This window comes from Neobittarella massiliensis (ex Bilen et al. 2018), assembly GCF_900289145.1.
In the GTDB taxonomy this organism is placed as follows: Bacteria; Bacillota; Clostridia; order Oscillospirales; family Ruminococcaceae; genus Neobittarella; species Neobittarella massiliensis.
This window is the reverse complement of sequence record NZ_OKQO01000012.1, coordinates 17,913-35,377: the sequence shown is the minus strand read 5'-3', so window position 1 is coordinate 35,377 and position 17,465 is coordinate 17,913. Positions and strand designations below refer to the sequence as shown.

Annotated in this window: 15 protein-coding genes and 2 tRNA genes; 2 read left to right on the top strand and 15 right to left on the bottom strand. The window is 58.3% G+C overall.

Annotated features, from left to right (window positions below; genetic code table 11):
* Positions 1-32 precede the first annotated feature (32 nt).
* The 7 genes from C6Y32_RS14275 to C6Y32_RS14245 all read right to left on the bottom strand — a co-directional run bounded on the left by C6Y32_RS14275 (position 33) and on the right by C6Y32_RS14245 (position 6,979).
* The gene (locus tag C6Y32_RS14275; RefSeq protein ID WP_105205948.1) at positions 33-1,796 is read right to left on the bottom strand and encodes an ATP-binding protein; all 1,764 of its coding nucleotides are present in this window, start codon (positions 1,794-1,796) and stop codon (positions 33-35) included.
* Positions 1,793-2,515 carry a response regulator transcription factor gene (locus tag C6Y32_RS14270; RefSeq protein ID WP_105205947.1) on the bottom strand — a complete coding sequence of 241 codons (723 nt, stop codon included), beginning with the start codon at positions 2,513-2,515 and terminating at the stop codon, positions 1,793-1,795. The genes C6Y32_RS14275 and C6Y32_RS14270 overlap by 4 nt, the downstream gene beginning before the upstream one ends.
* A gap of 15 nt (positions 2,516-2,530) precedes the next feature.
* The gene (phoU, locus tag C6Y32_RS14265) at positions 2,531-3,229 is read right to left on the bottom strand and encodes a phosphate signaling complex protein PhoU (RefSeq protein WP_105205946.1); all 699 of its coding nucleotides are present in this window, start codon (positions 3,227-3,229) and stop codon (positions 2,531-2,533) included.
* A gap of 99 nt (positions 3,230-3,328) precedes the next feature.
* Positions 3,329-4,114, bottom strand: coding sequence for a phosphate ABC transporter ATP-binding protein PstB (gene pstB, locus C6Y32_RS14260; RefSeq protein WP_105205945.1), 786 nt, complete (start codon positions 4,112-4,114; stop codon positions 3,329-3,331).
* 37 nt (positions 4,115-4,151) lie between these two features.
* Positions 4,152-5,015 carry a phosphate ABC transporter permease PstA gene (gene pstA, locus C6Y32_RS14255; RefSeq protein ID WP_105205944.1) on the bottom strand — a complete coding sequence of 288 codons (864 nt, stop codon included), beginning with the start codon at positions 5,013-5,015 and terminating at the stop codon, positions 4,152-4,154.
* Positions 5,012-5,956: a phosphate ABC transporter permease subunit PstC gene (gene pstC, locus C6Y32_RS14250; protein ID WP_105205943.1), complete on the bottom strand. Its 945-nt coding sequence runs from the start codon at positions 5,954-5,956 to the stop codon at positions 5,012-5,014. The genes pstA and pstC overlap by 4 nt, the downstream gene beginning before the upstream one ends.
* A 198-nt stretch (positions 5,957-6,154) precedes the next feature.
* Entirely contained in the window at positions 6,155-6,979 is an 825-nt protein-coding gene (locus C6Y32_RS14245; RefSeq protein ID WP_105205942.1) for a phosphate ABC transporter substrate-binding protein, read from the bottom strand.
* A 272-nt stretch (positions 6,980-7,251) separates the two neighbouring features.
* Between C6Y32_RS14245 and C6Y32_RS14240 the strand changes: the two genes are divergently transcribed.
* On the top strand, positions 7,252-7,719 hold the full coding sequence (locus tag C6Y32_RS14240; RefSeq protein ID WP_105205941.1) for a PH domain-containing protein: 468 nt from the start codon (positions 7,252-7,254) through the stop codon (positions 7,717-7,719).
* Positions 7,712-9,187, top strand: coding sequence for a PH domain-containing protein (locus C6Y32_RS14235; RefSeq protein ID WP_164998302.1), 1,476 nt, complete (start codon positions 7,712-7,714; stop codon positions 9,185-9,187). Before C6Y32_RS14240 ends, C6Y32_RS14235 begins: the two co-directional genes overlap by 8 nt.
* Before the next feature lie 517 nt (positions 9,188-9,704).
* On the opposite strand, the gene C6Y32_RS14230 is transcribed toward C6Y32_RS14235, so the two are convergent.
* The 8 genes from C6Y32_RS14230 to C6Y32_RS14190 all read right to left on the bottom strand — a co-directional run bounded on the left by C6Y32_RS14230 (position 9,705) and on the right by C6Y32_RS14190 (position 17,462).
* Positions 9,705-11,018: an MFS transporter gene (locus tag C6Y32_RS14230; RefSeq protein WP_105205939.1), complete on the bottom strand. Its 1,314-nt coding sequence runs from the start codon at positions 11,016-11,018 to the stop codon at positions 9,705-9,707.
* A 95-nt stretch (positions 11,019-11,113) separates the two neighbouring features.
* Entirely contained in the window at positions 11,114-11,785 is a 672-nt protein-coding gene (locus tag C6Y32_RS14225) for a TetR/AcrR family transcriptional regulator (protein ID WP_164998301.1), read from the bottom strand.
* Positions 11,786-11,987: 202 nt separating this feature from the next.
* Positions 11,988-12,872 carry a metallophosphoesterase gene (locus tag C6Y32_RS14220; RefSeq protein ID WP_105205937.1) on the bottom strand — a complete coding sequence of 295 codons (885 nt, stop codon included), beginning with the start codon at positions 12,870-12,872 and terminating at the stop codon, positions 11,988-11,990.
* 765 nt (positions 12,873-13,637) lie between these two features.
* A tRNA-Glu gene (locus tag C6Y32_RS14215) sits at positions 13,638-13,712 on the bottom strand.
* A 5-nt stretch (positions 13,713-13,717) separates the two neighbouring features.
* Positions 13,718-13,794: transfer RNA gene (locus C6Y32_RS14210), tRNA-Met, on the bottom strand.
* A gap of 433 nt (positions 13,795-14,227) precedes the next feature.
* The gene (guaB, locus tag C6Y32_RS14205; protein WP_105205936.1) at positions 14,228-15,706 is read right to left on the bottom strand and encodes an IMP dehydrogenase; all 1,479 of its coding nucleotides are present in this window, start codon (positions 15,704-15,706) and stop codon (positions 14,228-14,230) included.
* 478 nt (positions 15,707-16,184) lie between these two features.
* Positions 16,185-16,700, bottom strand: a complete 516-nt coding sequence (locus tag C6Y32_RS14195) for a flavin reductase family protein (protein ID WP_105205934.1) — start codon at positions 16,698-16,700, stop codon at positions 16,185-16,187.
* A 51-nt stretch (positions 16,701-16,751) separates the two neighbouring features.
* Positions 16,752-17,462: an acyl-[acyl-carrier-protein] thioesterase gene (locus tag C6Y32_RS14190; protein ID WP_105205933.1), complete on the bottom strand. Its 711-nt coding sequence runs from the start codon at positions 17,460-17,462 to the stop codon at positions 16,752-16,754.
* Between the last annotated feature and the right edge of the window lie 3 nt (positions 17,463-17,465).

Genomic DNA, 17,465 nt, shown 5'->3' with positions numbered 1-17,465 from the left:
TGGAAAATTTCCACAGCGCTTTTATACATCACCTACCGCCGCAAGGTCACTGTGAGGGTAGTCCCCCGGCCCTCGGCCGACTGGATCTCCACCGTGCCGCCGTAGCGGTTGGCGATATGCTTGACGATCGACAGCCCCAGGCCGGTGCCGCCCACCTGTTTGTTGCGGTCTTTATCCACTCGGTAGAAACGCTCGAAGATGCGGTCTAAGTGTACCCGGGCAATACCGATACCGGTGTCGGCCACCGTGATCTGTACCCCGTCGGGCAGACTGCGCAGCCGCACGTCCACCGTGCCGCCCGGCCGATTGTACTTGACGGCGTTGTCGCACAGGTTCGAGAGCAGCTCCTCTAGGTCCTTGCGAGAACCGGCGATACACAGGTCGCTGCCGTCCAGGTGCAGCGCCGTCTTTACCTGGGCGCGGGCGGCGGCAGGCTGCAGCCGCTCCAGCACCTCCTGCGCCACGGCGGGGATGTCTACCCGCTGGTCCCGGTCCCGATCGGGGCTCTCCTCGTATTTCGAGATCTTTAAGATATCGCCGATGAGCTCTCCCATGCGCTCGCTCTCGGCCACGATCTTGTCCAGGTAGCGCTGCCGGGTGACGGGGTCCTTTACCATCCCGCTCTGCAGCAGCTGGGCAAATCCACCGATAGAGGTGATGGGGGTCTTGAGCTCGTGGGAGGCGTTTTGGAAAAACTCGCTGCGCATCTGCTGGCGCAGCCGCTCCTCGGTCACCGCCCGCAGCACGATGATGGCCCCCATGCGGGTGCCGCCCTGACGGCCGGCCAGCCAGCTGTCGCGCACCGGCAGCACACTGCAGGAGAGCACCTGTGCCCCCGGCCCTTCCTGCTGGGTGCCGGTCAGGTCAAACACCTGGCCGCTGCCCTGACCCTGGCATACTCTCTGCACCGCCTCTAAGATCTGGCGGTCATAGGTGGCGTGCGACAGCGTCTTGCCGCTCAGATCGCCGCCGGCCTGCAGGTACTCTCTGGCTGCCCGGTTAATGGTGACGATATGGCCGTCGGTGTCCACCGCGATGAGGCCATCGGCGATGTTATCCAGCAAAAAGCGGCTCTTTTTCTTCTCGTCCTCCAGGTCCTGTAACGTGTTCTCAATGTTTTCCGCCAGCGAATTGATGCTCACGATCAGCGGTGCCAGCTCGTCGTACTCGGGCAAGGTGAGGTGCTTGTCGTACTGGCCGGCATTGATGTCGCGCAGCCCCTGGGCCGCCAGCTCCACCGGCTGCGCCACCTTTTTGGCCATGCGGCCGGCGCCCCAGGCCGCCACCGCCACCGCCAGCAGCACGCTGGCCAAAATGGCCGGCAATATGGCGGTGAACGACTTGTCGATGCCCCCCACATGCTGGGCTGCCCGGTACACGTAGCCATCGCTGCCGAGAATGGCAATGTAGCTCATATCGGTGCCCAGCGTCTGCGAAAAGCGCTGGTGGTTGACGCCTATCCCGGTCTTGAGGGCCTGCTGCACTTCTGGCCGGTCGGCGTGGTTTTGCATGGTAGCCGGGTCCTGATGCGAGTCGCCGATCACCTTGCCGTCCCGGTCGATAATGGTCAGCCGGGCCCCCGCAAAAGTCCTCGCAAAGGTCTTGGCCGCAGTGGTGTAGTCCTCGGCCACCGGGTTTTGGCCCATGGTCTCACTGACCAGCGTCAGCCCATTTTGCAGCGAGGTCTCCCACTCGCTCTTCTTTTCCCGCTGCAGGATATACGCCGAGAAGATCGCACAGATGAGCACCGCCGCCACTGAGCAGAGCAGTCCGCGGCGAAATATCTCTCTTTTCAAGCGCCGTCCCCCCCTGCTGTGCGGCTGGGCTCCATAAATTTATAACCCACCGAGCGCACGGTCTTGATGTAGCGGGGCGTCTCGGCGTCGTCCCCCAGCTTCTGCCGCAGCGAGCGGATGTGCATATCCAGCGTGCGGGTCTCGCCGATGTAATCATAGCCCCACACCTTATTTAGGATCTCCTCTCTGGGCAGGGCGATCCCGCAGTTGCGCATCAGCAGGCTCAGCAGTTTAAACTCCTTGTTGGTCAGTTCCAGCTCCTGCTTGCCCTGATACACCACCACTCTGCCGCTGTCTAAAACGATATCTCCGATCTGTATGACCTGGGCCGGCCGCCCGCCCCGGGCACTGCGGCGCAGCACCGCCTTTACCCGGGAAGAGAGCTCCAGTATACCAAACGGCTTGGTGATGTAGTCGTCGGCCCCCAGGTCCAGTCCCCGCACCTTGTCGATCACGGCATCTTTGGCCGTCACCATAATGGCGGGCAGGTCACGGGTCTCCTCCCGCTGGCGCAGCTCGCTCAGCGTCTGCAGGCCGTCCTTTACCGGCATCATGATGTCCAGGATCACCAGGTCCGGCAGACAGGCGGGCTCTATCTGGTCCAGCAGCGCCTGTCCGTCGGCAAAATCGCTCACGGTATAGCCAAAGCTCTCCAGCGTGCAGCGCAGCAGCTCCCGTATACTGTCGTCGTCCTCGGCGATAAATATGCGCTCTGCCATAGCTCTCTCCCCTTTCTATGCTTCCCGGCTGCTTGGCAGCAGGTCCTCTTTTCCCTCGCCGCCCCGGTGCACGCCGGTGATGTAATACTCCACCCACTCACAGATATTCACTGCGTGGTCGGCGATGCGCTCTAAGTACTTGGCGATCATCAGCACATCGATGGCCTGGTCGGCCGACTTGCCGCCGTCGTCCTCCCGCAGCAGCTCGATGAGATCGTTTTTCACCACGTCAAACAGGTCGTCCACCTCGTCGTCGCGCTCCATAGTCTCCAGCGCCAGCTCTAAATTGCGGCCCACAAAGCTGCGGATGGCGGCGCTGACCATATCTTTGGCCACCCGCTCCATGGCCGGTATGTGGTAGACCATGTCGCCAAAGGTCTGCCGCTCAAAGCGAAACGACAGCGCCGCGATATCCGCCGCCTGATCGGCGATGCGCTCCATGTCGGTGATCATCTTCAGGGCGGCGAACACGATGCGAAAATCCCCCGCCACCGGCTGCTCGCGCATCAGCAGCCGCAGGCAGGTGTTCTCGATCTGCTGTTCCATATCGTCGACCTGTTTGTCGCCCTCGATGACCCGCTGGGCCAGCTGGGTATCGCGCCGCATCAGCGCCCCGATGCCGTCCTCGATAGACTGTTCTACCATGCTGCCCATCTTCACCAGATCCATATGCAGCAGCTCCAGCTGCTTTTCAAAATGCAAACGAATGGCCATGCTCTCCTCCTGCTCTCACGACGTGGGGGCCACACCCCCAGTATAACCTACCCGCCGGGCGGGTGTAAATGCGTTGCCGCCCATTTTCGGGCGCCGGTATCAGCCGAACCGGCCGGTGATGTACTCCTCGGTCTTTTTGTTTTGGGGCATCGAGAACAGCTGTTCGGTCTCGCCGTATTCGATCATCTCCCCCAGCAAAAAAAATGCCGTCTTATCCGATATGCGGGCCGCCTGCTGCATGTTGTGGGTGACGATGACCACCGTGTAGCGCTGCTTTAAGCTGCTCATCAGGTCCTCCACTTTCATGGTAGAGATGGGGTCCAGCGCCGAGGTCGGCTCATCCATCAGCAGGATATCCGGCTGCACCGCCAGCGCCCGGGCAATGCACAGCCGCTGCTGCTGCCCGCCCGAGAGCCCCATCGCCGACTTTTTGATGCGGTCTTTCACCTCGTCCCAAAGCGCCGCTCCGCGCAGGCTCTCCTCAACGATCTCGTCGAGTTGGCGTTTGTTTTTGATGCCGTGACAGCGGGGCCCATAGGCGATGTTGTCGTAGATGCTCATGGGGAACGGGTTGGGCTTTTGAAACACCATCCCCACCGCTTTGCGCAGCAGCGTCACATCCACCTTGGGGTCGTAGATGTTCTGCCCGCCAATGCGCACCTCGCCGGTGATAGACACCCCGTCCACCAGGTCGTTCATGCGGTTGAGCGTCTTTAAAAAGGTGGATTTGCCGCAGCCCGAGGGACCGATGAACGCGGTGATCTCGTTGGGGCTTATCTCCATGCTCACCCCTTTCAGGGCGTGGCTCTTGCCGTAATACAGGTGCAGGTCGTTTACTGAAATACCCAGCGCCGCCGGGCGCGGGTCCTGTGTCGTCGTACTCATAAATGCTTCCGCCTTTCTGCCGGGCCGGTGGGCCGCGCTAGTCTCGTTCGGTCTTTTTTTCTTTGCCGAGCACCATGGTAAAGATGTTGATCAGCAGCACGATCAGCACCAGGATAGAGGCGATGGCAAAGGTGAGGTCGGCGCTCTCGCCCCGGCCCATGGCATAGGTGTACAGCGCCACGGTCAGGGTCCCGCCGGAGGAAAACAGCTGGCTGACAAAGCCGCCGGTCAGTTTGTCGCCGATGCCGGCAGTAAAGATGAGCGCCGCCGATTCGCCCACGATGCGCCCCACGCTGAGGATGACCGCGCTGACGATGCCGGCCTTAGCCGAGGGCAGCAGCACCGTTTTAATGGTGTACCACTTGGTCGCTCCCAGGCCGATGGCCCCTTCGCGAAACGAGTCGGGCACCGCCTTCAGTGCCTCCTGGGTGGTGCGGATCAGGGTGGGCAGCAGCATGATGGTCAGGGTGAGTGCCCCGGCGATGATCGAGGTCTGCAGCTTCATCATGGTGACAAAGAACATCAGGCCAAACAGCCCGTAGATGATCGAGGGGATGCCCGCCAGCGTCTCTACCGTAAACTCGATGATGCGCACCAATCGGCCGCCCCGGGCGTATTCGTTGAGATAGATGGCCGCCCCAATACCGATCGGCACCGAGAACACCAGACTGACGGCGATCATCAGCAGCGTGTTGACGATATTGGGCAGGATGCCGATGGTACCTTTGAGCACGCTGGGCGACGAGGTCAAAAACTCCCAGCTCACCGACGGCAGGCCCCGCACAAAAATGTAGCCGATCATGGCCACCACCAGCGCCACGGTAAAAAAGGCGCACAGGTAGATGAGCGCTTTCAGCAGGTGTTCGCCCAGCCTGCTGCGCCGCCCGGTAAAATCTCTCATGAGCGGGCCTCCTTATCCTCCGACTTGATGATGCGGTTGAGCACGATGTTGATGACCATGATAAACATAAACAGCACCAGGCCGATACCGAACAGCGCCTGCCGGTGCAGGCCGGCCGCGTAGCCCATCTCCATGGCGATGCCGGTGGTCATCAGCCGCACACTGTTAAACAGGCCCGGCATGTTCACCGCGTTGCCGGCCACCATGATCACTGCCATAGTCTCGCCCACCGCGCGGCCGATACCCAGCACGATCCCGGCAGCAATACCCGATTTGGCCGCCGGCAGCACCACTTTAAAGATGGTGTACACCTGGGTGGTACCCATAGCCAGCGAGGCCTCGCGGTACTCCTTGGGCACCGCCCGGATGGCATTTTCGCTGATCGAGACGATGGTCGGCAGTATCATGATCGCCAAAATGAGCATAGCCGAAAACAGCGAGGAGCCCGAGGGCAGCCCGAAGATCTTGGCCACCGCCGGCACCACCACGATCATGCCCACCAGACCATACACCACCGAGGGAATGCCCGATAGCAGGCTGATGACGGTGCGCAGCACGGTGGTAATCTTTCCCTTCGAGAACTCGGCCAGGTAGATGGCGGTGAACAGGCCGATGGGTACGCCAATGATCACCGCCCCCACTGTGGCCATAATAGAAGACAAGATCATGGGCAGGATGCCAAAGCTGGGATCTCTGGTGGTGGCGGCGGGGAACCACTCGGTGCCGAACAGAAACTCGCCTACCCCGATCTTGCCGATACCCGGCGCCCCCAACACCACCATATAGATGGTGATGAGCGCCACCGCCACCACCGACAGGTAGCCGCACACCTTAAAAATACCGCTCATCAGCGTCTCGATGCGCTGCTTGGTGGTCTTGCGGTCGGTCAGCAGCGGCGCTGCCGACGACGCCGCCTGCCCACTGGTTACAACACGCGCCATAAGGGTCTCTCCTTTGCCGTTTTACATGGCCTTTACGCCGATTTTACCCCATCCTCGGTACAGCACAAAATACGGACCGTCCGTGGCGGGTGCATTCGACCGCTGGGTCCGTATCTGTGTTTTGGGATGTATACATGTACGTGAATGTGTACGTACAGGTACCAGTGCCTGCTTATAAGAGAAGAAGAAACGGGTACACTATTTGACCGAGATCAGCTTCAGCTGGGTCACGATCTCCTGACCCTCGTCGCTCACCGCCCACTCGAGGAAGTCTTTCGTGGCCTGCGAGGCGTCGGGCTTCGACACCATTAAGAAGGGGCGTTTCAGCGCATAGCTGCCCGACTTGGCATTTTCTTCGGTGGGCTCTACCCCATCTACCTTTATACCGGTCACGGTGCTGTCTACCGCCGACATCGACACGTAGCCGATAGCGCCCGGGGTAGAGGCCACCTTGGTCTTTACCGCACCGGTCTCGTTGAGCTCCTCGGCGTATTTGCAGGCGTCCTCGACGCCCAGCAGTTCCTCAAAGGCGCCGCGGGTGCCCGAGCCGGCCTCGCGGCCCATGACCACGATCTCGCCGTCAGCGCCGCCCACATCCTTCCAGTTGGTGATCTCACCGGTAAAGATCTTTTTCAGCTGATCGCTGGTCAGGTCGGCCACCTTGTTCTGCGGGTTGACGATCACGGTGATCCCGTCGATGGCCACCACCGTCTCGGTCAGGCCCTCGGCCTTCTCCTCCTCTTTCAGCTCGCGGGAGATGTTGCCGATATCCGACACGCCTTCCTGCACATTTTTAAAGCCCACCGACGAACCGCCCAGCTCAACGGTGATGGTGGTCCCGGCCTTTTCGCCGTAGGCCTCCGAAAAGCCTTTTGCCAGCTCCTCCATCGAGGTCGAACCCGACATCTTGATGGTCTTGCTGCCCGTATCCGAGCCGCTGCCGGTGCTGGCGCTGTCGCCGCAGCCGGCCAGAACAGCCAGGGCCAGAGCCGAGGCCATGAGCACAGAAACTAACTTTTTCATGGATAAAACGCTCCTCACTGCTTTTAGATTTTTCTCTCTCTTGAACGCACCTTTACTATACTGCTGCCGCAGCGGTGGCGACAGCACGCTTTCGTAAAGCTACTGTAAGGTCTGTGTAAACCTGCCGCCGCTCTTTTTCCATTAAAAAAGCGGGCTGTTTGGCCCCGCCACCGTTCGACAGCACCCGTTTTGATAAGCAGGCCATTTTGTGGTAAAATAGCTGCAAAGTACACGTCGGCAGTAGCTGCCGATCTTTAGAGAGGAGGGGCGCCATGGAGGACCGAACAGACGCGGGCTATCTGCGCCCCAGCATCGTCTGCGTGTGTATCTACTACATCCGCACCATCTGCGTCTCCTTTGTCTACATGCTGCTGGTCTGGCTCTTTTTGCGCGCCCACACCACCCTGTGGCAGATCGCCGCCGGGCTGTGGGCGGTAGTATTTTTACTGCTGTGGCTCATCTACTACCCGGTCAAGTACTTTAAGCACCGCTACAAGCTGCAAGACGGGGTGCTGTATGTCACCAGCGGCGTGGTGTACACCCACTATAATGCGCTGCCCTGCGGTCTGATACAGATGGTCTCGGTCTCGCGCACACCGCTGCAGCTGCTGTTCGGAGTAGCCGACCTCACCGTCTTTGCCGCCGGGTCGCGGGTGTCGGTACACTCTATCCCCCACAGCAGAGCGGTGCTGCTGGCCTCGCTGCTGGCCCCGCCGCCCGAGGAGGAGAGCCGTGATTAGGCGCACTCATCCGGTCACCATTTTTGCCAACATCGGCCGCTTCCTGTTTTTGCTGCTGGTGCCGCTGGTGCGCAGTTTGTTTTATATCCGCTCCGGCTTTTTTGCCTGGCTGGAGGGCGCCTGGGTCGACATCATCGTCCTGCTGTTTATTTTGGCCCTGGCGGTGTTGCGCTGGTGGTGCATCTACTACTATTTTACCCCGTCGGCCATCCACATCCACGAGGGGTTTCTGCTGGTGCGCACCCGCTCCATCCCCTACCAGAAACTCAGCTCCATCTACCTCGAAGATCCGTTTTGGTACCGCCCCTTCGGCGCGGTCACGCTGCGTTTAGACACCGATGCCGGCTCGGTCAAGTCCCACGACGCCATCCTGGTGCTCAAAAAGTCGGCGGCAGTGGAGCTCTTGCAGATGGGCGGCATCCGCCAGAGCCTCGAGTCGCTCACCCACCAGCAGATCTTTATGTCCCGCAACCTGTATGTGGTCATCCTCTCCCTCATCACCACCAACTACTTTGCCGGGGTCACCTTTCTCTCGGTCTTCATCACCAAGGTCGGCGATATCCTGGGGGAGGAGATCGCCGGCCGGGTATACGGCACGCTGGCCCATGTGGCCCAGCTGGTGGCGCTGGGCATTCCGCCGGTGGCTGTGTTTTTGGCGGTCTTGCTGCTGCTGGGCTGGGCCATCAGCTTTGCGCGCAACCTCATCCGCTACTACAACTTCTGTATTACCCGTGCGCCGCACCGTCTATTTATAACAGGTGGTATTTTTGTTCAACGTGAATACTCTGTGTTATTTAATAAGATCCACTTTCTCGATATCCAGCAGACGCTCTTTACCAAAATACTGGGTATCTACTCGGCCTATATCAAGTGTTCAGGCTACGGCAAATCCGACGATATCCGCCCGGTGATCATCCCTGCCGCCGGCAAAAAAGCCTACCGCCAGTATCTGCAAAAACTGGTGCCCGAGTTCCTGCTCTCCGAGCGCACCATCGGCCCCAACCTGTTTTCCATCTTCAAATTCATCATCGACCCGCTGGGCTATCTGCTGGCCGACCCGCTGCTGTGGTGGGCGCTCTGCAAACTGCTCCCCAGCTGGGAGTCGCTCATCACCGTGGTGGCCCTGCTTCTGCTGGTGCCCATCCTCTGGTTTTTGTGTCTGCGGGTGGCCGACTTTTTACAGTCGGGCATCGGCGTGCAAAAGGACTGCTATACCCTGCGCTACTCCAAGGGTTTTACGCTCCACACTGTGGTGGTGCACCGGGACAAGATCGCCCGGGTGCGCTGCCGCCAGAGCATCATCCAAATGGGCGACGACGCCTGTGACGTGTTCATCTACACCTACGGTGAGGGCCTTACCCGGCACCACCTGAAAAACCTGCCCCGGCAGGAGGTCTGCCGCCTGTTTGGCCTGGATCCCCGCAAGCGCCACCGCTTTTCGCTCAAATCGCTGGTGCGGGAGTTCTGATGTCGTTCTGTCTGCTCACCGGCAGCCGGTACCGCACCCTCATTTAGGTCCCCGCCGCCTAGGGCAAATAACGGCGGCAACCTAAACCTGACCTACGCACGCTCTCTCCTATCCATGTGTGCTCTGTTCCTTTTGGGCTATTCTCGCCCCTCCGTTTCGGTATCTACCTACTCTATCTCCTCCTTTCCCTACCGTCCGACGAGCAGCGGCCAAACGGCTTTTAGCTCTTCGACAAGGCAAAACTCAGTCTTTGAATAAATACAATTTGTAATATTTTTATTCAATATAACCATTGTAGCTAAATATTGGCCTCTTTCTCCCCTTAGCTGTCTCTCATCAACAAAAAAGCGCCCCACCGCACGCACGTGCAGGGGCGCTCATTTTTTGTCTCAACACCAACAGATCAGCTCTGGGCCGTATAGGGCAGCAGTACAAATATAGAGTATACAGTAGACCCGCACTGCCAAAAACGGCGGTAAGTCCAAATCCAAAGCTCGCCGCCGGACAGCCCAACCAGTCACCGGCCTGCCGGTCTTGGCTGAGCGGCCGTCGGGCCAGCCATCTGCTGGTGCAGCCGTGCAAAGGTGTTTTTTGACAGCAGGGCAATAACCGCCGACACCACTGCCGCTCCCAACAGTACCGCCCAGGAGGAATGCGCTGCCGCGCCGAACAACACACCATAGATAGCCTGCCCTACAGGCTGGGCGCACATCGATATGGCGATCATCACCGCCATGATCTTGCCCACCAGCGCCGGCGGGGTCTGCTGCTGCACCACCGTCAGCATCTGCACCGAAAACAGGGTGGATACCGCCATCGCCACAAAGCTCATGCCGGTGATCACCGCGTAAGTGGCCATTACCGGCAGGTCCATCAGCAGGGCCAGCCCGATCACGCCCACCGACAGCGCACAGATGATCAGCAGCCGGTGTGCGGTGCGCATGGTCAGCTTCTTGGCTACGACCGCCATCAGCAGTCCGCCGGCCAGCCCTCCCAGCGCCATAATGCCCTGGGCGTAGCCCAGCATGCTGTCGCTGAGCTGTAATACCTGCACGATGAGGATGGGCATGCCCACCACCATCATGGCGCTGAGCACCAGATTGAATGCCGCCACGATGGCCACTACCGAAAAAAAGATCGGCCGCTTTTCCCGCACAAAACGAAAGCTCTCCACCAGATCATCCCGCACCACCGCCAAAACACCCACTGTACGGGGCCGCTTTTGATGGGGGATGTGAATAAAGATCTCCATAATGGCCGACACCGCAAAACATCCGGCGCTCACCATCAATATGGGGGTAATGCCCCAGGTGCCAAACAGCAGCCCGCCGATCACCGGTCCCAGCAGGCCCGAGAGCGTACTCACCTGGTTGATGATGGCGTTGGCCACCATCAGCTTATCACCCGCCACCAAAATGGGGATGCTGGCCTGTACCGCCGGCTGATAGGTACCCGATATCCCGTAGAGCATCATCAAAAACAAGATCATGATGGGCACGGTGGGCAGTTCGCCCAGACCCAGGTAAAACAGCAGTACCAGCGCGGCGGTGGTAAAGTCCAGCGCCACCATGATATTGCGCTTGTTTACCCGGTCAGCCAGCACGCCGCCCATCAGCGAGAGCACGATCATGGGCAAAAACGAACAGGCCGTCACCACGCCGAACAATTCCGACGAGCCGGTCTGCCGCAGCAGGTAGAGCGGCAGCGCAAAGCGCAGGATGGCGTTGCCAAAAAGAGAGATGATCTGCCCGATGACCACCAAAATAAAGTCGCGTCCAAACGGGGCCGACCGGGCCCGGGGCGGGGTATTGTTGCGGGGTGCTGTATCCATTGTAATCCTCCTACAGATCCATTGTGACGATTTAAAAGACCGACCGTCGGTTTGTATATCCGGTAAAAGATGCGCCCGCTCCGGGGCGCTTTTTTCTATTCTGCCGGCTGCTGGCTCGGGGGCAACTTATCCCGCAGGCTGCAGTAGCCCACATACCGCTCGACCAGCTCGTCGTCCATCAGCTCGATGCCGATGCCCTGCATCATGCTGCAAAAGGTCTGGCAGCGGCGGCGGGTGCCCGCCTCGTCGGTCTCGTGGACCAGTGGGTTGAGCCATAGATTGGTGAGCACCATAATGGCCTCAGCCAGCTCCTTGGGGTTCTCTACCGGGATCGACCCCTCCTCCATCCCCTGCTGCAAAATAGGCTGCACAAAGTCAGGCGCCACGATGGTGTAGAGCTCATTCACCTGGGCGGCTAAAAAGCGCGGGTTCTTCAGCAGACTGGGGCTGGTGGAGATAAAAAAGTCCTGGTTGGGGTTTGCCAGAGCAGTGCGAAACATGGCCTTCATCTTTTGCGGGGCGGTCATATGGGGGTCGCGCACCACCCGGGCCAGCGCCTGTACATTTTCGCGCGACAGCTGGTCGCAGATGGTCTCAAAGATCTGCATCTTCGAGGAAAAGTGGTGGTAGATGGCCCCTTTCGACAGCCCGGTCTTATCCATAATATCCTGCATCGAGGTACCGTCGTACCCCTTTTGCGCAAAGAGATGCATTGCCGCCTCCAGGATGGCGTGTACCGTCTCCTCGGGATATTTGTTCCTGCTCATGGTGATCCCCCTCATACCGACTAACGGTCTGTATAGACTATACCACCTGCAGCCCCCACCGTCAACCGCTTTTTTTAAAGGGCTGTCAGGTATCTCCGTCACATATTCCACACTGTTTCCACAAGTTGTGGAAAACATTCACTTTCTATTTATTATACCACTATATCTGGTATTAAAAAAAGAGAGGTCCGACCCTCTCTTTTCACCTGCTGTCCACTTCTCTGCTGCCCGGCAGCTCCACCTCTAAAAACACCACTTCCGGTGGGCAGGCCAACCGCAGTGGCACTTTGGTGGTGCCAATACCGCTGGTCACATACAGCAGGCGCGGTCGGCTCCCCTGCTGTAAGGTGTATAGTCCCCGGTCGTATTTTTTGCCGCCGGTGGGCAAAAAGGCCTTGGTGAAAAACGGTAGCCGCACCTGTCCTCCATGGGTGTGCCCGCTCAAGATCAGGTCCTGCCGGCCATCCTGTATGCCGGCCACCGCGTCGGCAGCGTGCGAGATCACGATCTGGTAGCTGTCGTCTCCCAATCTCTGTAACAGCTGGTGGTCCGGTCTGCCCAGCAGGTAATCGTCCATACCGGTCAGGCACACCTGGTCGGTCAGCTGGTAGCTGTCGTTTACCAGCAGTACAAACCCGCCCTGCGCCATCACATCCTCGTATGTGTACTGGGCGCCACCGCCGTAGTCATGGTTGCCAAATACCGCAAATTTGCCCAACGGCGCCTCGATCTCGGCCAGTCCGGCGGCAATGGCTGCCGTATCTACCGGGTCACTGGCCAAGCTGTCGATCAGGTCGCCGGTAAAGATCACCACATCCGGTTTTTCGCGATCGATCTTTTCTGCAATGCGCCTCATGCGGCTGACCGGGTAGACACTGCTAAAATGAGTGTCGCCAAACAGGGCGATCTTCAGCACCGTCTTTTCCTCTCCGCCGCTCTTTTCCCCCAGTTTGTCCGGTGGGGGCAGCGTCTGCTGCACATGGCGCAGCATAGCCGGCTCTATAAATCGCGCCCAACCAAGCACTGCACATGCGCTCAGCACTGCCAGCAGGGCCGCTAGCAGCCACCTGTTTTTAAGCATCTTCATCTATCGCCACCCCACACTGTTTTCATATCTCACCGGCAGCTGTCTCGCTCTCACTCTTTGCCGCGATGTACCTCATACGTTTTTGACCCACTTCTACCTGTATCTCACCATCTATTCGGGTGCTGCCGCCATCATATAGATCTGCTATATCACCGCCGCCACTGCACTGGCTATATACCTAAAATACACCATGCGCCCAGCAGCTGTCCGGCAGCGGCCATGCAGCGGTCTTGTAGTGGCCCAATGCCTCCCAAAACGCCTTTTCTGGTACCGCCCCTTTTTGCCACCGGCCACGAAACCGGACCACAGCAGAACACAACAGAACGCGGCAGAACAAGGCATCCCAGATAGCACCCAGATTAGCTCCCGTCAGGCCGGCAGCGTCGTCTTTACTCCCAGGAAACAGGATCTGGGCCGCACATTCTCTCCTCAAAGCCCATCATGTCGGGGCCGTTTCATTACCCATACAAAACACACACGGCACTTACCAGCTCGCCCATCTGTCATTTGCCCCACACCCATATTGCCGCCGCAATGTCCATGCTCTGCACCCGTACCCCGTCCAGGGCCGGTATCACCTGTCACCCGGCCCTATCTACTGCGAAATTACATATATACCGTAAGACCGCACCTGGCGCGCTCCCGAAAATGAGCACCACGCCGCTTCTATCCTTCCGGCTGTCTTCGTGCAGACCGTACTTTTCACCGCCCAAATGAACATAAGAAAAAAAGCCTCGTCCCTCCCCCAGGGACAAAGCTTTTTTATGGTGACCCGAGGGGGAATTGAACCCCCGTTACCGCCGTGAAAGGGCGGTGTCTTGACCTCTTGACCATCGGGCCAAAGTTGGTAGCGGTAATTGGATTCGAACCAATGACACTGCGGGTATGAACCGCATGCTCTAGCCAACTGAGCTATACCGCCATAAGAAGTTCCCAAAATATCGGGACGTGGTCACCGACATCCCGTCATGGGAACAAGCATTATTATATTGTATTTTACGGGGTTTGTCAACACTTTTTTCCAAATCCGGCGGCGGCACCGGCAGTGCTGGCTACCCTGATAGTGTTGCCTTTTTTACGGCGTCCATACCTTTTGTACACACCACAAATTTTCCAATATCTGTAAAATCAGCTGTCTATTATCCCCGTATCCTACAATTAAATCCAACAAGATCTGCTCGTCATTTTTCTACCGCTGTTTTCCACCTCACCGTCACTCAATGTGCAAAACTCTGGTCTGTTTTAAGCCATATGTTCTCTTTTCCACACAGTTTTACACATTGGTGGAAAACTCGATCAAAAAACAGGAGCACCTGCCTCAGCAAATGCTCCTGTTTCTATTTTATCGGTCTGGATCAATCGCCTACCGAGTAGTTGGGCGCCTCTTTGGTGATATACACATCGTGGGGATGGCTCTCTTTCAGCCCCGCACCCGAGATCTTGATGAACTGGGCGTATTTGCGCAGGTCATCCACTGTGGCTGCACCGCAGTAGCCCATGCCGGAGCGCAGACCGCCCATCATCTGGTACACGGTGTCGTTGAGCGGCCCCTTGTAGGGAACACGGCCCTCGATACCCTCGGGGACCAGTTTCTTGTTGTTCTCCTGGAAGTAGCGGTCGCTGCTGCCCTGAGAGCCCGACATGGCTCCCACGCTGCCCATACCGCGGTAGGTCTTAAAGCGGCGGCCCTGGTAGATCTCCTCCTCTGAGGGAGATTCGTCACAGCCGGCCAGCAGCGAGCCGATCATCACACTGTTGGCACCGGCAGCCAGCGCTTTTACGATGTCGCCGGAGTACTTGATACCGCCGTCGGCGATCACCGGAATGCCTTTGCGCGAGGCGACTTCCGCCACATCGAAGATAGCCGTCAGCTGGGGCACACCGATACCGGCTACCACGCGGGTGGTGCAGATAGAACCCGGGCCGATACCCACCTTCACCGCGTCGGCGCCGGCCTCGATCAGGTCGCGGGCCGCGTCGGCGGTGGCGATGTTGCCGGCAATGACCGGGATGTCGGGGAAGGCGTTCTTCACCTTGTACACGCAGTCCATAATGTTTTTCGAGTGGCCGTGCGCCGAGTCCATGCAGAACACGTCGGCCTCTACCTCGGCCAGCGCGCGGGCGCGCTCCAGCACGTTTTTGGTGACGCCGATGGCGGCGCCGCACAGCAGGCGGGATTTCTTGTCGCGGGCGGTATTGGGGTACATAACGGCCTTCTCGATATCCTTTACGGTGATCAGGCCTTTCAAGTTGCCCTCGTCGTCGACCAGGGGCAGCTTCTCGATCTTGTTTTTCCACAGGATGTTCTTGGCGGTCTCCAGGGTGGTGCCTACCGGGGCCACCACCAGGTTCTCATGGGTCATGACCTCTTTGATGGGTACATTGTAGTTGGTCAAAAACTTCAGGTCGCGGTTGGTGATGATGCCCACCAGTTTTTTGCCCTCACAGATAGGCACGCCCGAGATCTTGTACTTGGCCATCAGCGCGTCCGCCTCCGACACCAGGTTCTCCGGAGCCAGAAAAAAGGGGTTGACGATAACGCCGTTCTCGCTACGTTTTACCTTGTCCACTTCTTCGGCCTGGCGCTCGATGGTCATGTTCTTGTGGATAAAGCCGATACCGCCCTCTCTGGCGATCGCAATAGCCATCGCCGACTCGGTAACGGTGTCCATAGCCGCAGTCACCAGCGGGATGTTCAGCCGAATATCGCCCACCAGCACCGTAGAGGTATCCACATCGCTGGGCAGCACCTCGCTCTTGGCGGGGATCAGCAGCACATCGTCAAAGGTGAGGCCCTCTTTTGCGAACTTGTAATTGTAATCCAAAAAACCCATTTTCGCCCTCCTGCACTTCTCACGCGTTTGTGTAAATTGAATATATTCTAACACCTTTATTGGTGCGGCGCAACCTGTTTTTCCCCATTCCCGGCGCTTTGTGCAATCCCTCTAAAAACAGCTGCTGCCGCGGCTCTAAAACCGCCCGAAAAGGTAGCTTCAGCGGGAGTCCTGGCGGGTCCCGCCAGCCCCTTCTGCGGTCCCTTTTTTCCACCCAGTCTTTCTGCCGCCACCGCGGTACCTCCTCTCCCCTGCCGCACACCTTAGTCTCTGATCTTATCGTGCCGCATAGTGTCTTGTCGGGCCACACAGCAGATCGCCGATCCGTATAAAAACCAGCAAATGAGAAAAAGCAGCGATCTATAAGGCCCATGCATAAAACACGATTTTAAGAGGGCAAACACAGCTGTATATACGGCGGTCTCTATTGCCAAAAAAGGGCCGGGCATAGCGCCCAGTCCTCTTTTTTCTCTCTTCTCTATTTCGACTCGTCTACATACGTGGGGGCAAACTTGCTCGACTTGAGTTTCTTTACCTGGCGGTAGTAGTTATAGGTCATGGGCACGGCCTCTTTGTCCACCACTTCCCCGTCCTCTACCGAGCAGATAAACACCGTGTGAGTGTCCAGATCCACCGTCTTTTCCACCTTACAGCTAAAGTAGCTCACGCAGTCGTCGAGGATGACCGGGTTGCCCAAACAGTCGGTCTTGGTGTGCAGCGCGGTAAACTTATCCACCTCGCGGCCGGTGCGGTAACCCAACAGGCCCAAGTTGGCCGTCTCGGCCTCGGTGCCCACCACCGTCACCGCCACTGAGCCCTTGTTCAAAATGGTGTCGTGGGTCTGGTTCTGTTTCGATACGCTCACCGCCACCTGAATGGGCTCAGCCGTCAGCTGAAACACGGTATTTACCAGGCAGGCACTCTTTTGGCCCTGGTGCTCGGCGCTGATGTAGTAGATGCCGTAGCTGATGTTAAAAAGCGAAGTGATATCCATAACATTTCCTCCTATTAAAAAGGCCACTGCCTTTATAAGATACAAATTCTATTACCGGTGCAGGGTCACCCGGGCGGTAAAGCAGTCGGTCTGTCCCACTCGGCCCACAATATCGCTGCTGTCGGTGCCGGTGGTCGTAAACAGCTCTATCACCTGCCCCAGTTTTGCCTCGTGGTGGTATACGATCTCCAGATCTGCCAGCGACCGCTCATCAAGGCGCTCCCACAACAGGTCCTGAATAAAATCTCCATACACAGCGTTGTTCAAATGCCCGTTCGAGTCCAGCTGCGAATAGTGTACCCGCCGCCGGTCGGTCAGCTCCAGCGGCTGCTCAACGCGGATGCGCCGCGGGCTGGTAATGGGAAAATCGTGGGGCTCCTGCGGCAGCAGATATGGACTGTCTTTGGGTTTTACCACCCCGCGGCTGGCCGCGTCCACCAAAAACCAGTTGCAGCTGCACTGCACCAGAGGCCGCTCGTCAGCATCCAGTATTTCGGTGTTGCGCACCAAAAATACGCCTTTGGGACCCGAAAAATAGGTCCGCAACACCACCGGCTGTCCCATCTTAGGCAGCTGTGCCACCCGCAGGTGCATGCTGGCAATAAAAAAGTGTACTTTCCAGGCCAGCTTATCGTGCAGATCGTTGACCAGTGAAAAGTGGTTGGTGGCCACCTCCTGCAAGTTGCGCAGCACATAGCCAAGTTTCATACGGCATCGGGTATCACACTGGTGCTCGGGCACTGTCAGCTCCATGGTATACATCGC